We start from the raw sequence: 15,797 nt of genomic DNA, 5'->3' as shown, positions 1-15,797 counted from the left end.
CCGGCCGCGCGCCTGGAACTTGTCCTGCAACGGCTAGTCTGACGTTGCATGAACAAGATCCTGGCACGGGGCGGGGTGGCCGCCATCCTTGTTGCAGCGCTTGGCCTGGCGGCAGCGCCGGCGGTGGCGCAAACCGGTACGCCGCTGCTCGATCCCAGCCTGCAGGGCCAGCTCGAACGCTGGCTCGGCGCCGGCCCCCTCTATCTCGAGAACGTCTACACGCGGCAGCCGGGCGACGACGCGCTCGACTTCCATGCCGCTGCGGATGGGCGTGGCAGCAACTTCACCCTGATGCGCATCGCCAACGACGCCGGCGACAGCTGGGTCGTAGGTGGCTACAACCCGCGCAGCTGGTCTTCCACGGCCGGCTGGCACGTTTCCGAGCTGGACTGGCAACGCACCGGCTTCCTGTTCAACTACACCGATCCGGCCGTCTACCGCCAGCTATTGCTCGACAACGTACTGCCCAGCCAGGGCTCGCGCCAGACCTATAACTGGCCCGATCACGGCCCCACCTTCGGCGCCGGCCCCGACCTCTTCGTCGACACCCAGTTGACGACCTCCATTTCCTGGCAACTGAGCTACGGCGACCCCGCCTTCGAAGGCCGCAGCATCATCGACGGCACCTATGGCGGCCAGTTCAGGCGCATCGAAGCGCTCGAGACCTATGCCATCTCGCTCGTGCCCGAGCCATCCGCCTTGGCGCTGCTGGCCGGCGGCCTCGGCGTGATCGGCTGGGCCGCGCTTCGTCGCCAGCGCTGACCCGACCATTCCTTGATTTCCTGCGGCAATCTGAGTCAACCTTGTTGAATTGCCGCTAAGCTAGAAATTACCCGATTGGGCTAATTTCTAGTCATCATGTTGTCAATATCCGCATTTACTATCATTCTGCTAATAGAAATGGCAGGCACATCTTGTGCGATAACTAATGGGGAATCAATGACCACCTTTGCAACTTTCACACCGCGGCGTACGCTGCTGGCGACCCTGGTCGCCAGCCTGGCCGCGAGCGCACCGACGCTTGCCGCCGACGTCGTCATCAACCAGTTGTATGCGCACTCGCACAACACCTCGAGCAACTTCGGCCACGATTTCGTCGAGCTGTTCAACCGCGGTAGTGCGCCTGTCAGCCTGGACGGCATGCGGGTGCAATACCAGTCGGCCAATGGCACCACCTGGAGCAGCAGCGTCGCGCTGCCACCGGTCATGCTCGCGCCGGGCCAGTACTTCCTGGTGCGCGGTGCCAGGGACCAGGGAAGAAACCCGATCGAGGTATTCGACGCCCAAGCGCCGGCCATGAATATGGCAGGCGGATCCGGCAAGGTCGCCATCAGCGACGGCACCCGCCTCCTCGACCTCGTCGGCTACGGCAGCGCCAACCTGTCCGAAGGCGCGTCTGCGCCGTCGCCGACGCTGGAACAGTCGCTCCAGCGCGCCGCAGCCGGCTGCCAGGACAGCGACGACAACCGCGCCGACTTCGTGCTGGCGCCGGTGGCCGGCCCGCGCACCACCACATCGCCGCTGCAGGCCTGTGGCGGCACCGGCCCAACGCCCAAGCCGATCGTGCTGGCCTGCCCGGCAACGGTGCAGGTCGAGCAGGGCCGCGGTGGGTCGGCGCTGCTGTCGGCGATCGATGGCGACGCCATCGTCAACCGCGCCGGCATTGTATCGGGCGCCGTCACCGGTATTACCCTTGGCGGCTTCACCCCGGCCAGTGCGGCCGGCGGCAAGGCCGAGGCGCGCCTCGAGATCGCCAATACCCTGGCTGGCGGCCGCTATCCGGTGCAGGTCGAATTCGGCAACGATGCCGGCGAGACCGAGAGCTGCACCATCAATGTCGCCGTCGCCGGCATCGTCACCATTCCGCAGATACAGGGTTCGGGCGGCACCAGCCCCTATGCCAACACCGTGCAGACCGCACGCGGCGTGATCACGGCCAAGGTCGACGGCGGCTTCTTCATCCAGGATCCGCAGGGCGATGGCGATCCGTCGACCTCGGACGGCATCTATGTGTATGGCACCGATACCGCGCTGGCGGTCGGCACGCTGGTCAGCGTGACCGGCCAGGTGGTCGAATTCCGCCCGAACGGCGCCGACCGCACCTATACCGAATTCAAGGACGTCACCAATATCACCGCGCTGGGCGCCGGCCCGGCCATCGTGCCGGCCAATATCACGCTGCCGGGCACCGACCTGGCCAGCGTGGAAGGCATGCTGGTGCGCTTCACCAATACGCTCACCATCAACGGCAACGGCGACCTGGCCAACCGCGGCGAGCTGACCCTGTCCAACGGCCGCCGCGAGCAGCCGACCAGCCGCTACCCGCAGGGTTCGGCTGAAGCAGAAGCACTGTATCGCGAGCATATGGCCAACCGCATCGTGCTGGACGACGGCCTGTTCCGCGCGCCGGCCGCCATGCCTTACCTGGCCGAGGACGGCACCGTGCGCGCCGGCGACACGATCGACAACCTGACCGGCGTGATCGACTTCGGCTCCACCGGCGCCAGCAGCGGCGCCAGCACCGGCTTCAAGCTGCAGCCGACCGAAGCCCCTGTCATCAATCGCGCCAACGAGCGCCAGGCGGCGCCGGTGCTGCCGCAAGGCGTCAAGGTCGCGGCCGCCAATGTGCTCAACTTCTTCACCACCTTCACGAATGGCGGCGATGCCTGGGGCAAGTCGGGGCAGGGTTGCCAACTGGGCAGCAATTCATCCGCCGGCAATTGCCGTGGCGCCGACAATGCGGCCGAGTTCGTCCGCCAGCGCGACAAGATCGTCGCCTCACTGGCCGCGCTGGACGCCGACGTGGTCGGCCTGATGGAAATCCAGAACAACGGCGATATCGCAGCCAAATACCTGGTCGACGAGATCAACCGCGTCACCGCGCCGGGCACCTACGCCGTGGTGCCGGCGCCGGTCGGACTGGGCACCGATGCGATCCGCGTCGCCATGATCTATAAGCCGTCGAAGCTGACCCTGGTGGGTGGCGCACTGTCCGACCCGCACGAGATCAACAACCGTCCGCCGATGGCGCAGACCTTCATGGCCGGCAACGGCGGCAAGTTCTCGGTCATCGCCAACCACCTGAAGTCGAAGGGTTGCGGCGGCGCCAGCGGCGGCGATGCCGACCAGGGCTATGGCCAGGGTTGCTACGACGCCACCCGCGTCCAGCAGGCCCAGCGCCTGACCAGCTTCTTCATCCCGCAAGTGGTGGCGGCGGCGAAGGATCCGGACGTGCTGGTGCTGGGCGACCTGAATTCGTATGCCTTCGAGCGCCCGATCAATCACCTGACCGGCGCCGGCGCGATGGTCAATGTGATCGAGCAGTTCGTGCGCCCGCATGCGATGCCGTATTCCTATGTGTTCAATGGCCTGGCCGGCTCGCTCGACCACATTCTGGCCAGCAGCTCGCTGGCGTCGCAGGCGGTGGGTGCGGCCGAATGGCATAACAATGCCGACGAGCCGAAAGACATCGACTACAACCTGGAAAGCACCGGCACCGATGTGTATCGCAAGAACGCCTATCGCGCTTCGGACCACGATCCGCTGGTGGTCAGCCTGAACCTGACCGGTTCGTTCACCGATGTCACGACCTCGAGCAAGATTGTGATCGGCGGCTTCAGCACCAACCGCGCGACCGGCAAGACCACCAGCAACGTCACCATCACCAATACCGGCGACAAGCCGCTGGCCGGCCTGCTGCACCTGGTGCTCAACGGCCTGCCGACCGGCATCACGCTCGACAATCCGGCCGGCATGCACGGTGGCGCGCCGTATATCACCTTGCCGCAGGCCGGCATTGCCCCCGGCGCCACAGTGGCCGTCGCCACCTCGTTCACCAATAGCGCCAAGCGGAACTTCATCTACACACCGCAGCTGGTCTCCGGCTCGTTCTAAAGGAAAGCACCATGACCCATTTCACCAATATGTTGTTCCGCGTACTGCTGGCGCTGTCGATCGCGATCGGCGCCCCGGCAGCCCTGGCCGGTCCGATGTTCCGCGTCTCGCTCGACACCGCGGCCCTGGCCGGCACGGTCGGTTATCTCGACCTGGGCCTGAACGGCCCGCTGGACGCGGCGCCGACCGTGGCCCGCGTCAGTAATTTCAGCGGCGCCTTCCTGGACGGCGGCATCCTGGCGCCGTCGGGCGACGTCAGCGGCGACATCGTCAACGGTGTCGTTCTGCGCAATAGCGCCGACCTCAACTACTTCGACCAGCTGGTCACCTTCGGCGGCCTGTTCAGCTTCGACGTCAGCTTCGACCTGGGCGGCGGCGATCATGGCACCTTGTTCAGTGTCGGCTTCATCGACGATGCGTATAACTTCCTGGGCGCCGTCGGCAATGTGATCGAGATGAACCTGGTCGCGGGCCAGCCTGTCGAGTTGCAGCTGGTGGATGGCGCGTTTGCCGGCGTGGCCGAGGTGCCGGAGCCGGGCGCCTGGCTGCTGCTCGCGAGCGGCCTGTTCCTGCTGGCCACGACACGCCGCCTGCGCCAGCGCCCTTGAATCAGGTCTGAGGCAGGCTGGCCTCGAGCGCGGCGCGGCGCTGGGCATCGATGCGCCAGGCCTCCGCATTGCCGTCGATGATGCGCAGGCTGGCGCAGCCTTCGGCGGCGCAGTCGGGCGCCGGCATCGTGGCCGAGGCGACGGTGGCGACAGTGGCGACGGTGGCCGCTGCTGCGCTCACCGAGGCTGGCCTAATTTCGATCATGGTGGTCGACGCGGTCTGGACGGTCGTGTCGATATCGTACTGGCCGCCGCAGGCAGCCAGGGCGGCGGTCAGGGAGAGGGCGAGGATGGTGCGCAGGAAGGTCATGTATGAACTCGAACAAGCTCGTCTGTAATGAAGCTATTGTAGTGAGTAAATTTTCCTACGCTCAATTTTTTACATTTGCGAACGTCCAAGTTTGCATTTGAAGTGGATAGGATGCGCGACGTTCACGCCATTTGTCTGCAAATGAGAAATATATCCATACGGAAACTTAAGATGTTCTGATGCAAGCTCGTCGGACATCTGCGTGTTCCGTAAGGTGGGCGCAACATGAGGTCGACACATTTGGTAACAGTTGGTTAATGTTATTCACTTGACCAGTCATAGCGTGCGCGCGAAGATGGCGGCATGAAAAAACTCATCCTCATCCTCCTGTTCGGCGCCACCGCCGCCTGCACCACCCAGGCCCACGATCCGGCCCAGCCGCCCGTGAAAGACGGCGCGCCGCCGGTGGTCGCGCTCCAGCCCGGCGCCACCGTCTCCGAGATCAAGCGCCTGATCGGCACCCCCGCCTGCAGCGACAATGCGCAATGCCGCTCGCTCCCGGTCGGCGCGCTGGCCTGCGGCGGCCCGCAGGAATACTTGCCGTACTCGACCGCGCAGACCGACGAGAAGGCCTTGCTGGCCCTGGCCGAACGCTCGAAGACCGAGCGCCAGGCCGAGATCCAGCGTACCGGCGAAATGTCGATCTGCATCCACCGCCCCGATCCGGGCGCCGTCTGCTTCGCCGGCGCCTGCCAGCTGGGTTTGCCGGCAGCCTGATCCTTTTTTCCTTCCCAAAAGACAAAGCGCGCCGAGGCGCGCTTTGTCGTTCACATCGGGGCTAGCGGCCCCGTCCTGTCAATTACACACCGACGTCCTTCGCCTTGACGCGCTGTGGACGCTCGGCCTTCGGCACCGGCTGGTTGGTTTCGACCTGCAGCACGGTGGTCGAGCCGACCGCACCGCTGGCGTCCAGCAGGCGCACGCCGCCCAGGAAGCGCTTGCCGGCCGGCAGGCCGGACCAGCTCACCGCCACGGTCGCCTTGCCGCCGGCATACACGTTGGCCGGCAGCATGGCCCGCAGGTTGCCGCCCTTGTCGCTGCTGTTCACGACCACGGCGTGCAGGCCAAACGAGGTGGCGCCACCGGAGGCGGTGCTGTAGCCCAGCGTGCAGACCTTGTAATTGCCGGCCGGCGGGGCCGCCAGCGCGATCGTCTCGTCCGAGCCGTAGGTGGCCGAGTAGGCGACCAGTTGGCCGGCCGCGTTCACCATCACCAGGTCGAGGTCGTCGCCACCATTGCCGCCCGTATCGCGGTCGAACAGCTCGAACTGCGCCGCCATGGTGTCCGCGGTGAAGGTCACCGGCAGCACGCGGGTGCCGTACAGGCCGCGGTGGCAGACGTCGGCCATCAGTTCCAGCGTGTCGAGGCTGCCGTCCGGCGCCGGGGCGATCGTGTTTGCGGTGCGCACGATTTCCTTCAGGCCGCCGACAGTCGAACCCATCTTGCCGGCGAAGCCGGTGGTGACGGACAGGGCCTTGCTGCCGCTGGCGCGGTCGCTGGAGAAGAATACCGGCGCGATGACCGGCTTGCCGGAGCGGGCCACGACCGGGCTGCGCACGGTATGGCCGCCGCCGGTCCAGGTCAGCGTGCCGTACTGCCAGGTGTTCTCGGACGCGCCGGCGTGGGTCAGCTTGACGGTGAACGACCTGGTCTGGCCCGGCTCGATCGCCAGCGTGGCCGGGGTCACCACGGCGTCATAGCCCGGCACCGAGATCTGCGCGTTGAAGCTCGAGGCGGTGGCGCTGACGTTGGTCACGGTACGGTTGATGACCACCGAGCCGAGCACGTTGCCGACGGTGATCGACGGCAGGTTCAGCTCGTAGCCGGGGATCTGGCCGCCCGCGCACTGGGAGCTGACGCCGGCGCCGCACAGGTATTTGCGGTAGTCGGCTTCGCCGATGTCGTACACCAGGCCCGGGTCGAGCGCGGCGGTCGGGTTGACGTGGCCGGCGCCCTGCGCGAACGGCAGGTGGCCGCGGATGTCGCCGGTCAGCGTGTCCGGGAAGGTGTTGGTCGCGGTCGTCATCAGGGCCGACTTGATCATCGCCGGCGTCCAGGTCGGGTGTTTCTGGCGCACCAGGGCGCTGACGCCAGCCACGTGCGGCGCCGACATCGAGGTGCCCTGCATCGACACGAACTCGACCGGCGGCACCAGGGTGCCGTTGAGGATGTCGGCATGCTGCTCTTCGGTCAGGCCCGGGGTGCCGCCGGCGATGATGTCCACGCCCGGCGCGGTCACGTCCGGCTTGAGCACGTTGGGGTCGGCGCGGTTCGGGCCGCGCGACGAGAAGTTGGCCATGATCGGGGCATTCAGCCGCGAAACGCCGACCACGAACTTGCTGATCGCGGCGGTGGCGCTGGCGGCGCCGGCAGCCGCATAGCTGCGGATCGCCTGGCCGTCGGCCTGGGTGACGTGGACCGAAGGCACCGAGTGCATGTCGGCCACCAGGCCGGTGCCGTTGTCGACCTGGATCATGCCGACGCCGCCGGCTTCGCGCACCGCGCGGCTCTTGTCGACGCGGTCGTTCTCGCCGCGATTGCAGATCACGACCTTGCCGGCCACCTTGGCCGGATCGAGCAGGGCCTGGCCGCCGTTGAACGAGGCGCTGTAGCAGAAGGCGAGGCGGGCGGCGTTGGCGCCCGCCAGGCCGACGGTCGATGCATCGACCACCGGTTCGGCCGGCAGCGGCGTGGTATTCATCGAGGCGCCGGTGTATTTCTGGTTATTGCCCAGGGTGACGGTCGCCTGGAACTCGCGGTTATGGGTCGAGGCGCCGACCGTGGTGTGCCAGGGGCTGATGTGGGCCACCTGGTTGCCGGGGCCGTCGTTGCCGGCCGAGGCCACGGCGATGACGCCGGCATTGGCGGCGCCAAAGAACGCTTGCTCGACCGGGTCGGTCAGGGTGGTGCCGCCGCTGATCGAGAAGTTGATCACGTGCACGCCGTCGGCCACGGCCTTTTCGATCGCGGCCACGCTGTCGCCGACGTAGCAGCTGTTGCGGCGGCCGATGGCCAAGCTGGGGTCGACATAGGTCCAGCACACCTTGTACGACGCGATGCGCGCGCGCGGGGCGACGCCCGACATCTCGCCGATGTTGACGCCGGCCATGGTCACGTCCACGCCGTAGTTGCCGCCGGCGGTGGTCGAGGTGTGGGTGCCGTGGCTGCCTTCGCCGGCGTCGCCGCCCAGCGAATCGCGCGGCGAGGAGCGGAATTCGCTCCAGTGGCTGGTGCGGCCGGTGGTCTTGTAGATGTCGTCGAAGTATTGCGCGCCGATCAGCTTGTTGTTGCAGTGGGCGGTGGTGAAGCCTTCGCCGGTCTGGCAGTCGCCCTGCCAGCGCGCCGGCGGCGCCGAATAGACCAGGCTGCCGCTGCTGTCGTGGGTCGGCTTGCCGTTGCTGTCCAGGCGATCGGCGTAGGACAGGTGCTCCGGCCACACGCCGCCGTCGACGATGCCGATGATGACGTCTTCGCCGGCCTCGGCCAGGCCGCCCAGCTTGGACCAGGCGCCGTTCGGGCCGGAGAGCTTGAGGAAGTCGCGGGTCGAGACGGTGGTCAGTTCGCGCGGCACGTCGGGCGTGACCGCCAGCACGTCGGTGCGGCCGATCAGGGCGCGCACTTCGGCATCGGTCAGCATGGCCGAGAAGCCGTTGAGCACCACCTTGTAGTCGTGCACCAGCGGGGCGCCGCCGATGGCGGCGCGCACGGCGGCCTTCTTCTGGTCCAGGTAGCCGCTGTAGAGCTGGACGCTGGCGCTGTTCAGGTCGAGGCGCTGGCCGGAGCGGGGTTGGGTGGCGGCGAGGCCGTTGACGCCGCCGTCATAGGAGGCGATCGGCTTGTCGGTCAGTTGCACGACGTAGGGGCGGCGGACGTCGTCGGCCTGGACTGCCAGCGACATGCCGGTCAGTGCGAACAGGATGGCTGCGGAAATTGGGCGGAGTTTCATGGATGCGTGTCCTTGGGTTCTGCGGAATTCGACTGTGATGGAGTGGCGTGCTCAGGCATTGCGGCGGCGGGCGCGGGCGGCCAGACCCAGGAAGCCGAGGCCGAACAGCGCGAGACTGGCTGGCTCAGGCACTTCGGCCAGCGCGTCATCCAGCACCAGGTTGTCGATCGCGAACTGGCCGCGGTTGTTGTCGAAGGCCACGCAGTCGCCCGCGTCGTCGCAGGTAAAGCCGAACATGGCCATGCTCACGAAGGCGGTGTTGGCGAAGGTCTCGAATGGCGAGTAGCTGCCGAACAGGAAGCCTTGCGAGCTGGGGCCGTCGAGCAGCAGGTCTTGCAGGATATAGCTGCCGTCGGCCAGGAAGCCCTGCATCCGCAGCAGGCCGGAATAGATCGGATAACCGCCCAGGGCGGCGTCGAGGCCGATGAAGCTGGCGTCGATCGACTTCACCATGAACGAGGCGCCGGCGGTCTCGGACTGGACCCACACGATGCTGTCGTTGAAGGCGCCGTAGTAGCCGCCCTGGCCGTTGATGGGGCACGCCATGTCGATGCAGTAAGTCGGATCGCTGGTGTCGACGATGGCGCCGACCAGGCTGTCCACGTCCGCCGGATCGTAGGCCTCGAAGGTCAGGTTGTACCCTTGCTCCTGCCAGCTGTCGCCGCTGCCGAACACCATGCCCGCGCCGGCGTCGAAATTGATCGTCGCGCCTTGGGCCGGCGCGGCGATGGCCGCGGCGCCAAGAGCCGCGGCCGCGAACTTGGCCAGCGGACTGGTCAGGGAGGGTAATGCCATCTGCGATTTCCGAGTCATGATTTGCCTTTGTGGTTGGGATTTCTCTCGCCTGGGTAGGGCGGGGCACTGCGCTTGGCACCTGAGTTTCAGGTTGCCAAGAAATATATCAATGGAATTAATAAAAGTGTAAAAAAGTTTAACAAGAAATATTTTGAGTTTTCACAACTTGCATTGATTAAATTTGGTTTTAGCTATGAACAATCATTATTTCTAGCAATTTGTCACCTGTTTGAAATATGCATCATTGCAATATGGGAAAGTTTGTTACATGTAATCAAAGTCCATGAGTCTTGCATCAGACGGTGTTTTTTTGAAAAGAAGAGTTGTCGTCGCGCTCAGCAGCGTGTTACCTTTCACGGGCAGCATTTCAAAGAAGCAATCTAGGAGTCGCTTGATGGTTTTTGCTATGAAACAGGGCGCCGTCGTCCCTGCCGGGCGCAGCGCGGGCTTCACGCTGCTGGAGCTGCTGGTGGTGATCGTCATCATCGGCCTGCTCGCCGCCTATGTCGGCCCCAAGTACTTCTCGCAGCTCGGCAAATCCGAAGTCACCGCCGCCCGCGCCCAGATCGACGCCTTCGACAAGACCCTCGACACCTACCGGCTCGACGTCGGCCGCTATCCGACCACCGACGAGGGCCTGGCCGCCCTCATGACGGCGCCACCGAGCGCCGGCGCCAAGTGGAACGGCCCCTATCTGAAGAAGGCGATTCCGCCCGACCCGTGGGGCAATCCCTACCAGTACCGTGCGCCGGGCGCCCGCGGCGACTACGAAGTGCTGTCCCTGGGTAAGGACGGGCAGCCTGGTGGCAGCGGCGACAACGCCGACATCACGAACTGACCGAACACGCAGCAAGCTTTCCCTTTTCGCTTCACCCCAACCTGGCCGGGCATCCCATGCAGTTCGCCGTTCGCACCCTTGCGCCCGATATGTCGATCTCCAACGTCGTCGTCGACGCGCTCGACGCCCAGGACGCGCGCCGCCAGGTCGAGGCGCGCGGCCTGTTCGTCAGCGCCGTCGAACCGGCGCGCGGGGCGGCGCTGGCGCGTCCCAAGGGCGGCAAGCTGTCCCTCGTGCTGTTCAGCCAGGAGCTGCTGGCGCTGCTCAATGCCGGCCTGGGCATCGTCGAAAGCCTCGAAGCCCTGCTCGAAAAGGAAGGCGCGCCGTCCACCCGCGGCGTGCTGGAACGGTTGTTGGGCGGCCTGCGCGAAGGCAAGCGTTTTTCCAGCGTGCTGGCGTCTCAACCGGCGCTGTTCCCGCCGCTGTACGTCGGCATCGTGCGCGCCGCCGAAGGCACCAGCGACCTGCCGCGCGCGCTGGCGCGCTACATCGACTACCAGCAGCGCATCGATACCGTGCGTTCCAAGATCGTCAGCGCCTCGATCTATCCGGTGATCCTATTGATGGTCGGCGGCGGCGTCAGCGCCTTCCTGATCGGCTACGTGGTGCCGAAGTTCGCCGAGGTCTACCACGGCGCCGGCCGCGACCTGCCGTGGATGTCGCAGCTGCTGCTGGACTGGGGCCAGTTCGCGGCCGGCCACGGCAGCGCGATCCTGGTCGCCGCGGCGTTGCTGGTCGCCGGCGCCGTTGCCGGCGTGCGCCATCTGCTGCGCAGCGGCGGCATGGCGCGCCTGCTGGCGAAACTCCCCGGCATCGGTGAACGGGCCCGCGTGTATGAGCTGTCGCGCCTGTACCTGACGCTGGGCATGCTGACCGAGGGCGGCATCACCATCGTGGGCGCGATCGAGACCGTGCAGCCAATGGTGACGGGCCACCTGGCGCGCAACCTGGCCGCGGCGCGCGCCGCGATCGAGGCCGGCCAGCCGCTGTCGAACGCCTTCGAGACGCATGGCCTGACCACGCCGATCTCGCTGCGCATGCTGCGCGTGGGCGAGCGCACCGGAGAAATGGGGCCGATGCTGACCCAGTCGGCCGCCTTCTACGATGGTGAGATCGGGCGCTGGATCGACCGCTTCACGCGCACCTTCGAGCCGCTGTTGATGGCGGCCATCGGCCTGGTGGTGGGCGCCATCGTGGTGCTGCTGTATATGCCGATCTTCGACCTGGCGGGAGACATGTCGTGAGTGCGGAACCCTTCGACACCGCGCTGCTGGCGCGCGCCCGCGCGGCCGCCACCGTCTCGCGGCGCGGCCTGGTGCTCGAGCTCGAGGCCCTGACCGGGCGCGATCCGCGCGAACTGGTGAACGAACTGGCCGCGCCCTTTGGCCTGGCGGTGATGGAGACCGGCGCCATGCTGGCGCTGGCGCCGGCCTTCGAACTGTTGCCGCTGGCCCAGGCGCTGTCGCGCCACTGCGCGCTGCTGCGCCATCCGGATGGGCGCCTGACCGGGGTGTTGTCCGATCCCTTCGACCTCGACCTGCAGACCTGGCTCGGGGCCCAGGCGCGCGCCAGCGCCAGGAACCCATTGGAGTTGTGCCTGGCGCTGCAATCCGACATCCAGGCCTATCTGTCGAAGCAGGAAGAGTCGGCGCGCGCCGTCGACTCGCTGGTGGGCGGCGCCCAGGACGCGCGGCGCGACGGCAAGTCGGGCACCGTGCTGTCCTTCGCCTCGGTGTCGGAAGCGGGCAGCCCGGCCGTCAAGCTGGTCAACTCGACCCTGTACGACGCGCTCAAGGCCGGCGCCTCGGACATCCACCTGGAGAGCACCGCCGGCGGCCTGGCGGTGAAGTACCGGGTCGACGGCGTGCTCGATCATGCCACCACCGTGGGCGGCATCGAACTGGCCGAGCACATCATCTCGCGCCTGAAGGTGCTGGCCGAACTCGACATCGCCGAGCGCCGCGTGCCGCAGGACGGCAGCTTCCGGGTCGAGGCGGGCGGGCGCGACATCGACCTGCGGGTCTCGATCATGCCCAGCATCCACGGCGAGGACGCGGTGATCCGTATCCTCGACAAGCGAGCCATGATCGAGGCCTATGGCTCCCTGACGCTGGAGGCGCTGGGTTTCGATGCGCCGTCATTGGTCACCTTGCGGCACCTGGCCCAGGAGGCGTACGGGATGCTGCTGGTGACCGGTCCCACCGGCTCGGGCAAGACCACGACCCTGTACGCGGCGCTGACCGAGATCCACAACGGGCGCGAGAAGATCATCACCATCGAGGACCCGGTCGAATACCAGCTGCCGGGCATCCTGCAGATCCCGGTGAATGAAAAGAAGGGCCTGACCTTCGCCAAGGGCCTGCGTTCGATCCTGCGCCACGACCCGGATAAAATCATGGTGGGCGAGATCCGCGACCGCGAGACCGCCGAGATCGCGGTGCAGTCGGCCCTGACCGGTCACCTGGTGCTCACGACGGTCCACGCCAATAATGTATTCGACGTATTCGGCCGCTTCACCCATATGGGGATCGATCCGTATGCCTTCGTCTCGGCCCTGAACGGCATCTGGGCCCAGCGCCTGATCCGCATGTGCTGCCCGCGCTGCGCCGAGCGCTATGAACCGGGCGAGCAGGAGCTGGCCTCGGTGCATCTGCGGCGCGAGGAAGTCGCGGACTACGTCTTCATGCGCGGCAAGGGGTGCGGCGACTGCCGCGGCACCGGTTACAAGGGCCGCCGCTCGATCGCCGAGATCCTGACCCTGAACGACGAGATCCGCGAGCTGATCGTCGACAAGCAGCCGATCCGCCAGATCAAGGCCGCGGCCCACGCCAACGGCACCCGCAGCCTGCGCCTGGCGGCGCTCGACCTGGTGCGGCGCGGCGCCACCACGATCGACGAGATCAAGCGGGTGACCCTGCATGCGTAGATTGCATTTCCCTCCCATCGGACAAGCCCTGCGCCTGGGCGTGGCCGCCAACGGCCTGGCCCTGGTCAAGCATCGCCGCCTGTTCGGCGGCGCGCCGCTGGCCCTGGCGGAGCAGCCGCTCGACCTGTTCGCCCCCGACGCGCTGGCGCCCGGCCTGCGCATGCTCTTCTCCGACCTGCCGGTCAGGGGCTGGCCTGTGAGCGTGGTGCTGGCCGACGAGCTGGTGCGCCTGTGGCAAGTGCCGCCGCCGCCCGGCGCCACCCGCATGGGCGACCTGGAGGCGGCCGCCGCGCTGCGCTTCCAGCACCTGTTCGGAGCCGCCGGCGCCGAGTGGAAGATCAGCGCCGACTGGGATGCGGTCGATCCCTTCCTGGCCGCGGCTGCGCCAGTGGCCTTGCTCGACGCACTGGCCGCTGCCGCCCGCGAACACGGCTTCCACCTGGTCGAAATCGGCCCGCAATTCGTCGCCGCCATGAACGCCTGGCGCCGTGAGCGCAGGAGCGGAGCCTGGTTCGGCCTGGTCCATGGCGGCGTGCTGTCGCTGGCGGCCTACGATGGCCGCAAGCTGGCGGCGGTGAGAAGCGCCCCGATCCCGGCGGGGGCCGACCGCGACTGGCTCGATTCGCATATTGCGCGCGAAGCGCTGCGGGTCGGGATCGCGCGGCCCGAGCGCCTGCAGTTGAGCGGCGCCGCGCCCGCCGCCTGGGCCAGCAGCCCGGGGCGGCTGAAATTCGCCTGCAGCCTGCTCGAGCAGGCCGACGAGTGGTCGGAACTGGCACGCCTGGCCCGCACCGGAGTGCCGGCATGAAGCGCACCCGCATCGACTTTGCGCCGCCCGGCCTGCGCCGCACGCTGTTCCGTGCGCCGCCGACCCTGATCTATGCCGTACCGGGCGTGCTGGCGCTGTGCATCCCGGCGCTGTTCATGACCCAGCGTTACTTCGAGCAGCAGGAAGAAGTGCGCGATCTGCAGGCCGCGCTGGCCGCGCGCAGCGCGCCGGCGCCCGTGGCCGCGCCGCCGGCGCCGAAAGTTGCCGTGGCGCCGGCCCAGGCCGGCGCCGTCAATGCCGCCATCCTGCAACTGAACCTGCCGTGGCGCGACGTGGCCGCGGCCCTGGGCGAAGCCACGCCGAACACGATCGCACTGCTGGCGCTGGAGCCGGACGCGAAACGGCGCACGGTGCGCATCAGCGCCGAGGCGCGCTCGAGCGACGAGATGCTGGCCTATATCACGCGCCTGCAGGCCGAGGAATGGTTCAGCAGCGTGGTGCTGCTGCGCCACGAGGTGATGGAGCAGGATCCGAACCGTCCGCTGCGGTTCCAGGTCAGCGTGCAGTGGGAGGCGTCATGAAGGCGGGCGCCTTCCTGCTGCGCGCGCGCCTGCTGCTGGCGCGCATCGATCCGCTGGTAGCCCTGGTGCTGGCGCTGCTGCTGGCCGGGGCCGCGGCCCAGGTAGCGCTGCTGCCGGCGCGCGCGCAACTGAATGAAGAATACGAGGCGGCGCGCCGGGCGGCACGTACGCCGCTCCCGCCGCAGCCAGTCCCGGCGGCGCAGCCGCCCAGCAGCGACCAGAATCTGCAGCACTTCTATGCCACCCTGGGCGAGCGCCGTGGGGTAGAGCGCCAATTGAAGGAAGTGTTCGCGCTGGCCGAGCGCCACGGGCTGGCGCTGCGCCAGGGAGAGTATCGGGCCACCAACGACCGCAACGCGCAGCTGATTGCCTACCAGGTCAACCTGCCGGTGAAGGGGAGTTATGGCGCGATCTGGCAGTTCGCGATGGACGTGCTGCGCGCGATCCCGCACGCCTCGCTGGACGACGTGGCCTTCCGCCGCGACAGCGTGGGCGAGGCCGGGGTCGAGGCGCGCCTGCGCCTGACTTTCTATTTAGCCGAAGGAAGCAAGCCGTGAAGCCGCGCCACATTGTCATGGGCGTGGCGCTGGCGCTGGCCGCCGGCCTGGTCGTCTTTGGCGACAGGACGCCAGAGGCGGAGCTGGCCGAGCCGGTCGAACGCGCGGCCGCCACGACTGCAATGACTGCGACGGCGGCCACCGAGCCGGTGCGCAGCCCTGCGCCATCCATCAGGAAAACCGGCGACGACGTCGCCATCGCGCGCCTGATCCCGCGCGAGACCTTGATCGGCGCCAGCGGCGAGCGCTTCGGGGAAGGCGACAATAGCCTGTTCGCGCGCCATGACTGGACGCCGCCGCCACCGCCGCCATCGAACGAGCCGCCACCCCCGCCGCCGCCGCCGAGCGCGCCGCCGCTGCCGTTCACCTACATCGGCAAGTCGCTGCAGGACGGCGTGTGGCAAATCTACCTGGCGCGCGGCGAACGCACCTATCTTGTGAACGATGGCGACACCATCGACGGCACCTACCGCGTGGACGCGATCCGTCCACCGGTGCTGACCCTGACTTACCTGCCGCTGGAACAACGACAGCAGCTCAATATTGGAGTATTCGACTGATGGTGCGAACCCG

14 protein-coding genes are annotated in these 15,797 nt (G+C 67.3%); 11 read left to right on the top strand and 3 right to left on the bottom strand.

The window, feature by feature from the left end; genetic code table 11:
• The first annotated feature begins 48 nt into the window (after nucleotides 1-48).
• From FVD38_RS10350 to FVD38_RS10340, 3 genes are all read left to right on the top strand, one after another.
• Complete coding sequence (locus FVD38_RS10350; RefSeq protein ID WP_147934741.1) at nucleotides 49-762, top strand: PEP_CTERM-anchored TLD domain-containing protein; 714 nt, start codon at nucleotides 49-51, stop codon at nucleotides 760-762.
• A gap of 177 nt (nucleotides 763-939) precedes the next feature.
• Nucleotides 940-3,894 carry an ExeM/NucH family extracellular endonuclease gene (locus tag FVD38_RS10345; protein ID WP_147934740.1) on the top strand — a complete coding sequence of 985 codons (2,955 nt, stop codon included), beginning with the start codon at nucleotides 940-942 and terminating at the stop codon, nucleotides 3,892-3,894.
• 11 nt (nucleotides 3,895-3,905) lie between these two features.
• Nucleotides 3,906-4,502: an NF038129 family PEP-CTERM protein gene (locus FVD38_RS10340; RefSeq protein ID WP_147934739.1), complete on the top strand. Its 597-nt coding sequence runs from the start codon at nucleotides 3,906-3,908 to the stop codon at nucleotides 4,500-4,502.
• Nucleotide 4,503: 1 nt separating this feature from the next.
• Here the strand turns inward: FVD38_RS10340 and FVD38_RS10335 are convergent, their stop codons facing one another.
• Nucleotides 4,504-4,812, bottom strand: a complete 309-nt coding sequence (locus tag FVD38_RS10335) for a hypothetical protein (protein WP_147934738.1) — start codon at nucleotides 4,810-4,812, stop codon at nucleotides 4,504-4,506.
• Between the two features lie 303 nt (nucleotides 4,813-5,115).
• Here FVD38_RS10335 and FVD38_RS10330 point away from each other — a divergent pair, with 303 nt between their 5' ends.
• Nucleotides 5,116-5,529 (top strand): hypothetical protein, encoded by a 414-nt coding sequence (locus tag FVD38_RS10330; protein ID WP_147934737.1) that lies wholly within the window; start codon nucleotides 5,116-5,118, stop codon nucleotides 5,527-5,529.
• Nucleotides 5,530-5,611: 82 nt separating this feature from the next.
• Here FVD38_RS10330 and FVD38_RS10325 read toward each other — a convergent pair whose 3' ends face one another.
• Together FVD38_RS10325 and FVD38_RS10320 are read right to left on the bottom strand one after the other, a co-directional pair.
• Nucleotides 5,612-8,758, bottom strand: coding sequence for a S8 family peptidase (locus FVD38_RS10325; protein ID WP_147934736.1), 3,147 nt, complete (start codon nucleotides 8,756-8,758; stop codon nucleotides 5,612-5,614).
• Nucleotides 8,759-8,809: 51 nt separating this feature from the next.
• Complete coding sequence (locus tag FVD38_RS10320) at nucleotides 8,810-9,553, bottom strand: NF038120 family PEP-CTERM protein (RefSeq protein ID WP_187271538.1); 744 nt, start codon at nucleotides 9,551-9,553, stop codon at nucleotides 8,810-8,812.
• A gap of 394 nt (nucleotides 9,554-9,947) precedes the next feature.
• On the opposite strand from FVD38_RS10320, the gene gspG reads away from it, so the two are divergent.
• The 7 genes from gspG to FVD38_RS10285 are packed head-to-tail and all read left to right on the top strand — an operon-like array spanning nucleotide 9,948 to nucleotide 15,784.
• A complete protein-coding gene (gene gspG, locus FVD38_RS10315; protein WP_147934734.1) occupies nucleotides 9,948-10,391 on the top strand; it encodes a type II secretion system major pseudopilin GspG in 444 nt (147 codons plus the stop codon).
• Between the two features lie 56 nt (nucleotides 10,392-10,447).
• On the top strand, nucleotides 10,448-11,635 hold the full coding sequence (locus tag FVD38_RS10310) for a type II secretion system F family protein (protein WP_147934733.1): 1,188 nt from the start codon (nucleotides 10,448-10,450) through the stop codon (nucleotides 11,633-11,635).
• Nucleotides 11,632-13,317 carry a GspE/PulE family protein gene (locus FVD38_RS10305; RefSeq protein ID WP_147934732.1) on the top strand — a complete coding sequence of 562 codons (1,686 nt, stop codon included), beginning with the start codon at nucleotides 11,632-11,634 and terminating at the stop codon, nucleotides 13,315-13,317. Before FVD38_RS10310 ends, FVD38_RS10305 begins: the two co-directional genes overlap by 4 nt.
• On the top strand, nucleotides 13,310-14,125 hold the full coding sequence (locus FVD38_RS10300) for a hypothetical protein (RefSeq protein WP_229493566.1): 816 nt from the start codon (nucleotides 13,310-13,312) through the stop codon (nucleotides 14,123-14,125). The genes FVD38_RS10305 and FVD38_RS10300 overlap by 8 nt, the downstream gene beginning before the upstream one ends.
• A complete protein-coding gene (locus FVD38_RS10295; RefSeq protein WP_147934731.1) occupies nucleotides 14,122-14,667 on the top strand; it encodes a PilN domain-containing protein in 546 nt (181 codons plus the stop codon). Before FVD38_RS10300 ends, FVD38_RS10295 begins: the two co-directional genes overlap by 4 nt.
• Nucleotides 14,664-15,224 carry a hypothetical protein gene (locus FVD38_RS10290; protein WP_147934730.1) on the top strand — a complete coding sequence of 187 codons (561 nt, stop codon included), beginning with the start codon at nucleotides 14,664-14,666 and terminating at the stop codon, nucleotides 15,222-15,224. The genes FVD38_RS10295 and FVD38_RS10290 overlap by 4 nt, the downstream gene beginning before the upstream one ends.
• Nucleotides 15,221-15,784: a hypothetical protein gene (locus FVD38_RS10285; protein WP_147934729.1), complete on the top strand. Its 564-nt coding sequence runs from the start codon at nucleotides 15,221-15,223 to the stop codon at nucleotides 15,782-15,784. Before FVD38_RS10290 ends, FVD38_RS10285 begins: the two co-directional genes overlap by 4 nt.
• Nucleotides 15,785-15,797: the final 13 nt, after the last annotated feature.

Origin of the sequence: Massilia arenae, assembly GCF_008014745.1 — a bacterium.
GTDB classification, from domain to species: domain Bacteria; phylum Pseudomonadota; class Gammaproteobacteria; order Burkholderiales; family Burkholderiaceae_D; genus Telluria; species Telluria arenae.
The sequence above is the reverse complement of the archived record's forward strand: the minus strand, read 5'-3'. Positions and strand labels throughout refer to the sequence as shown.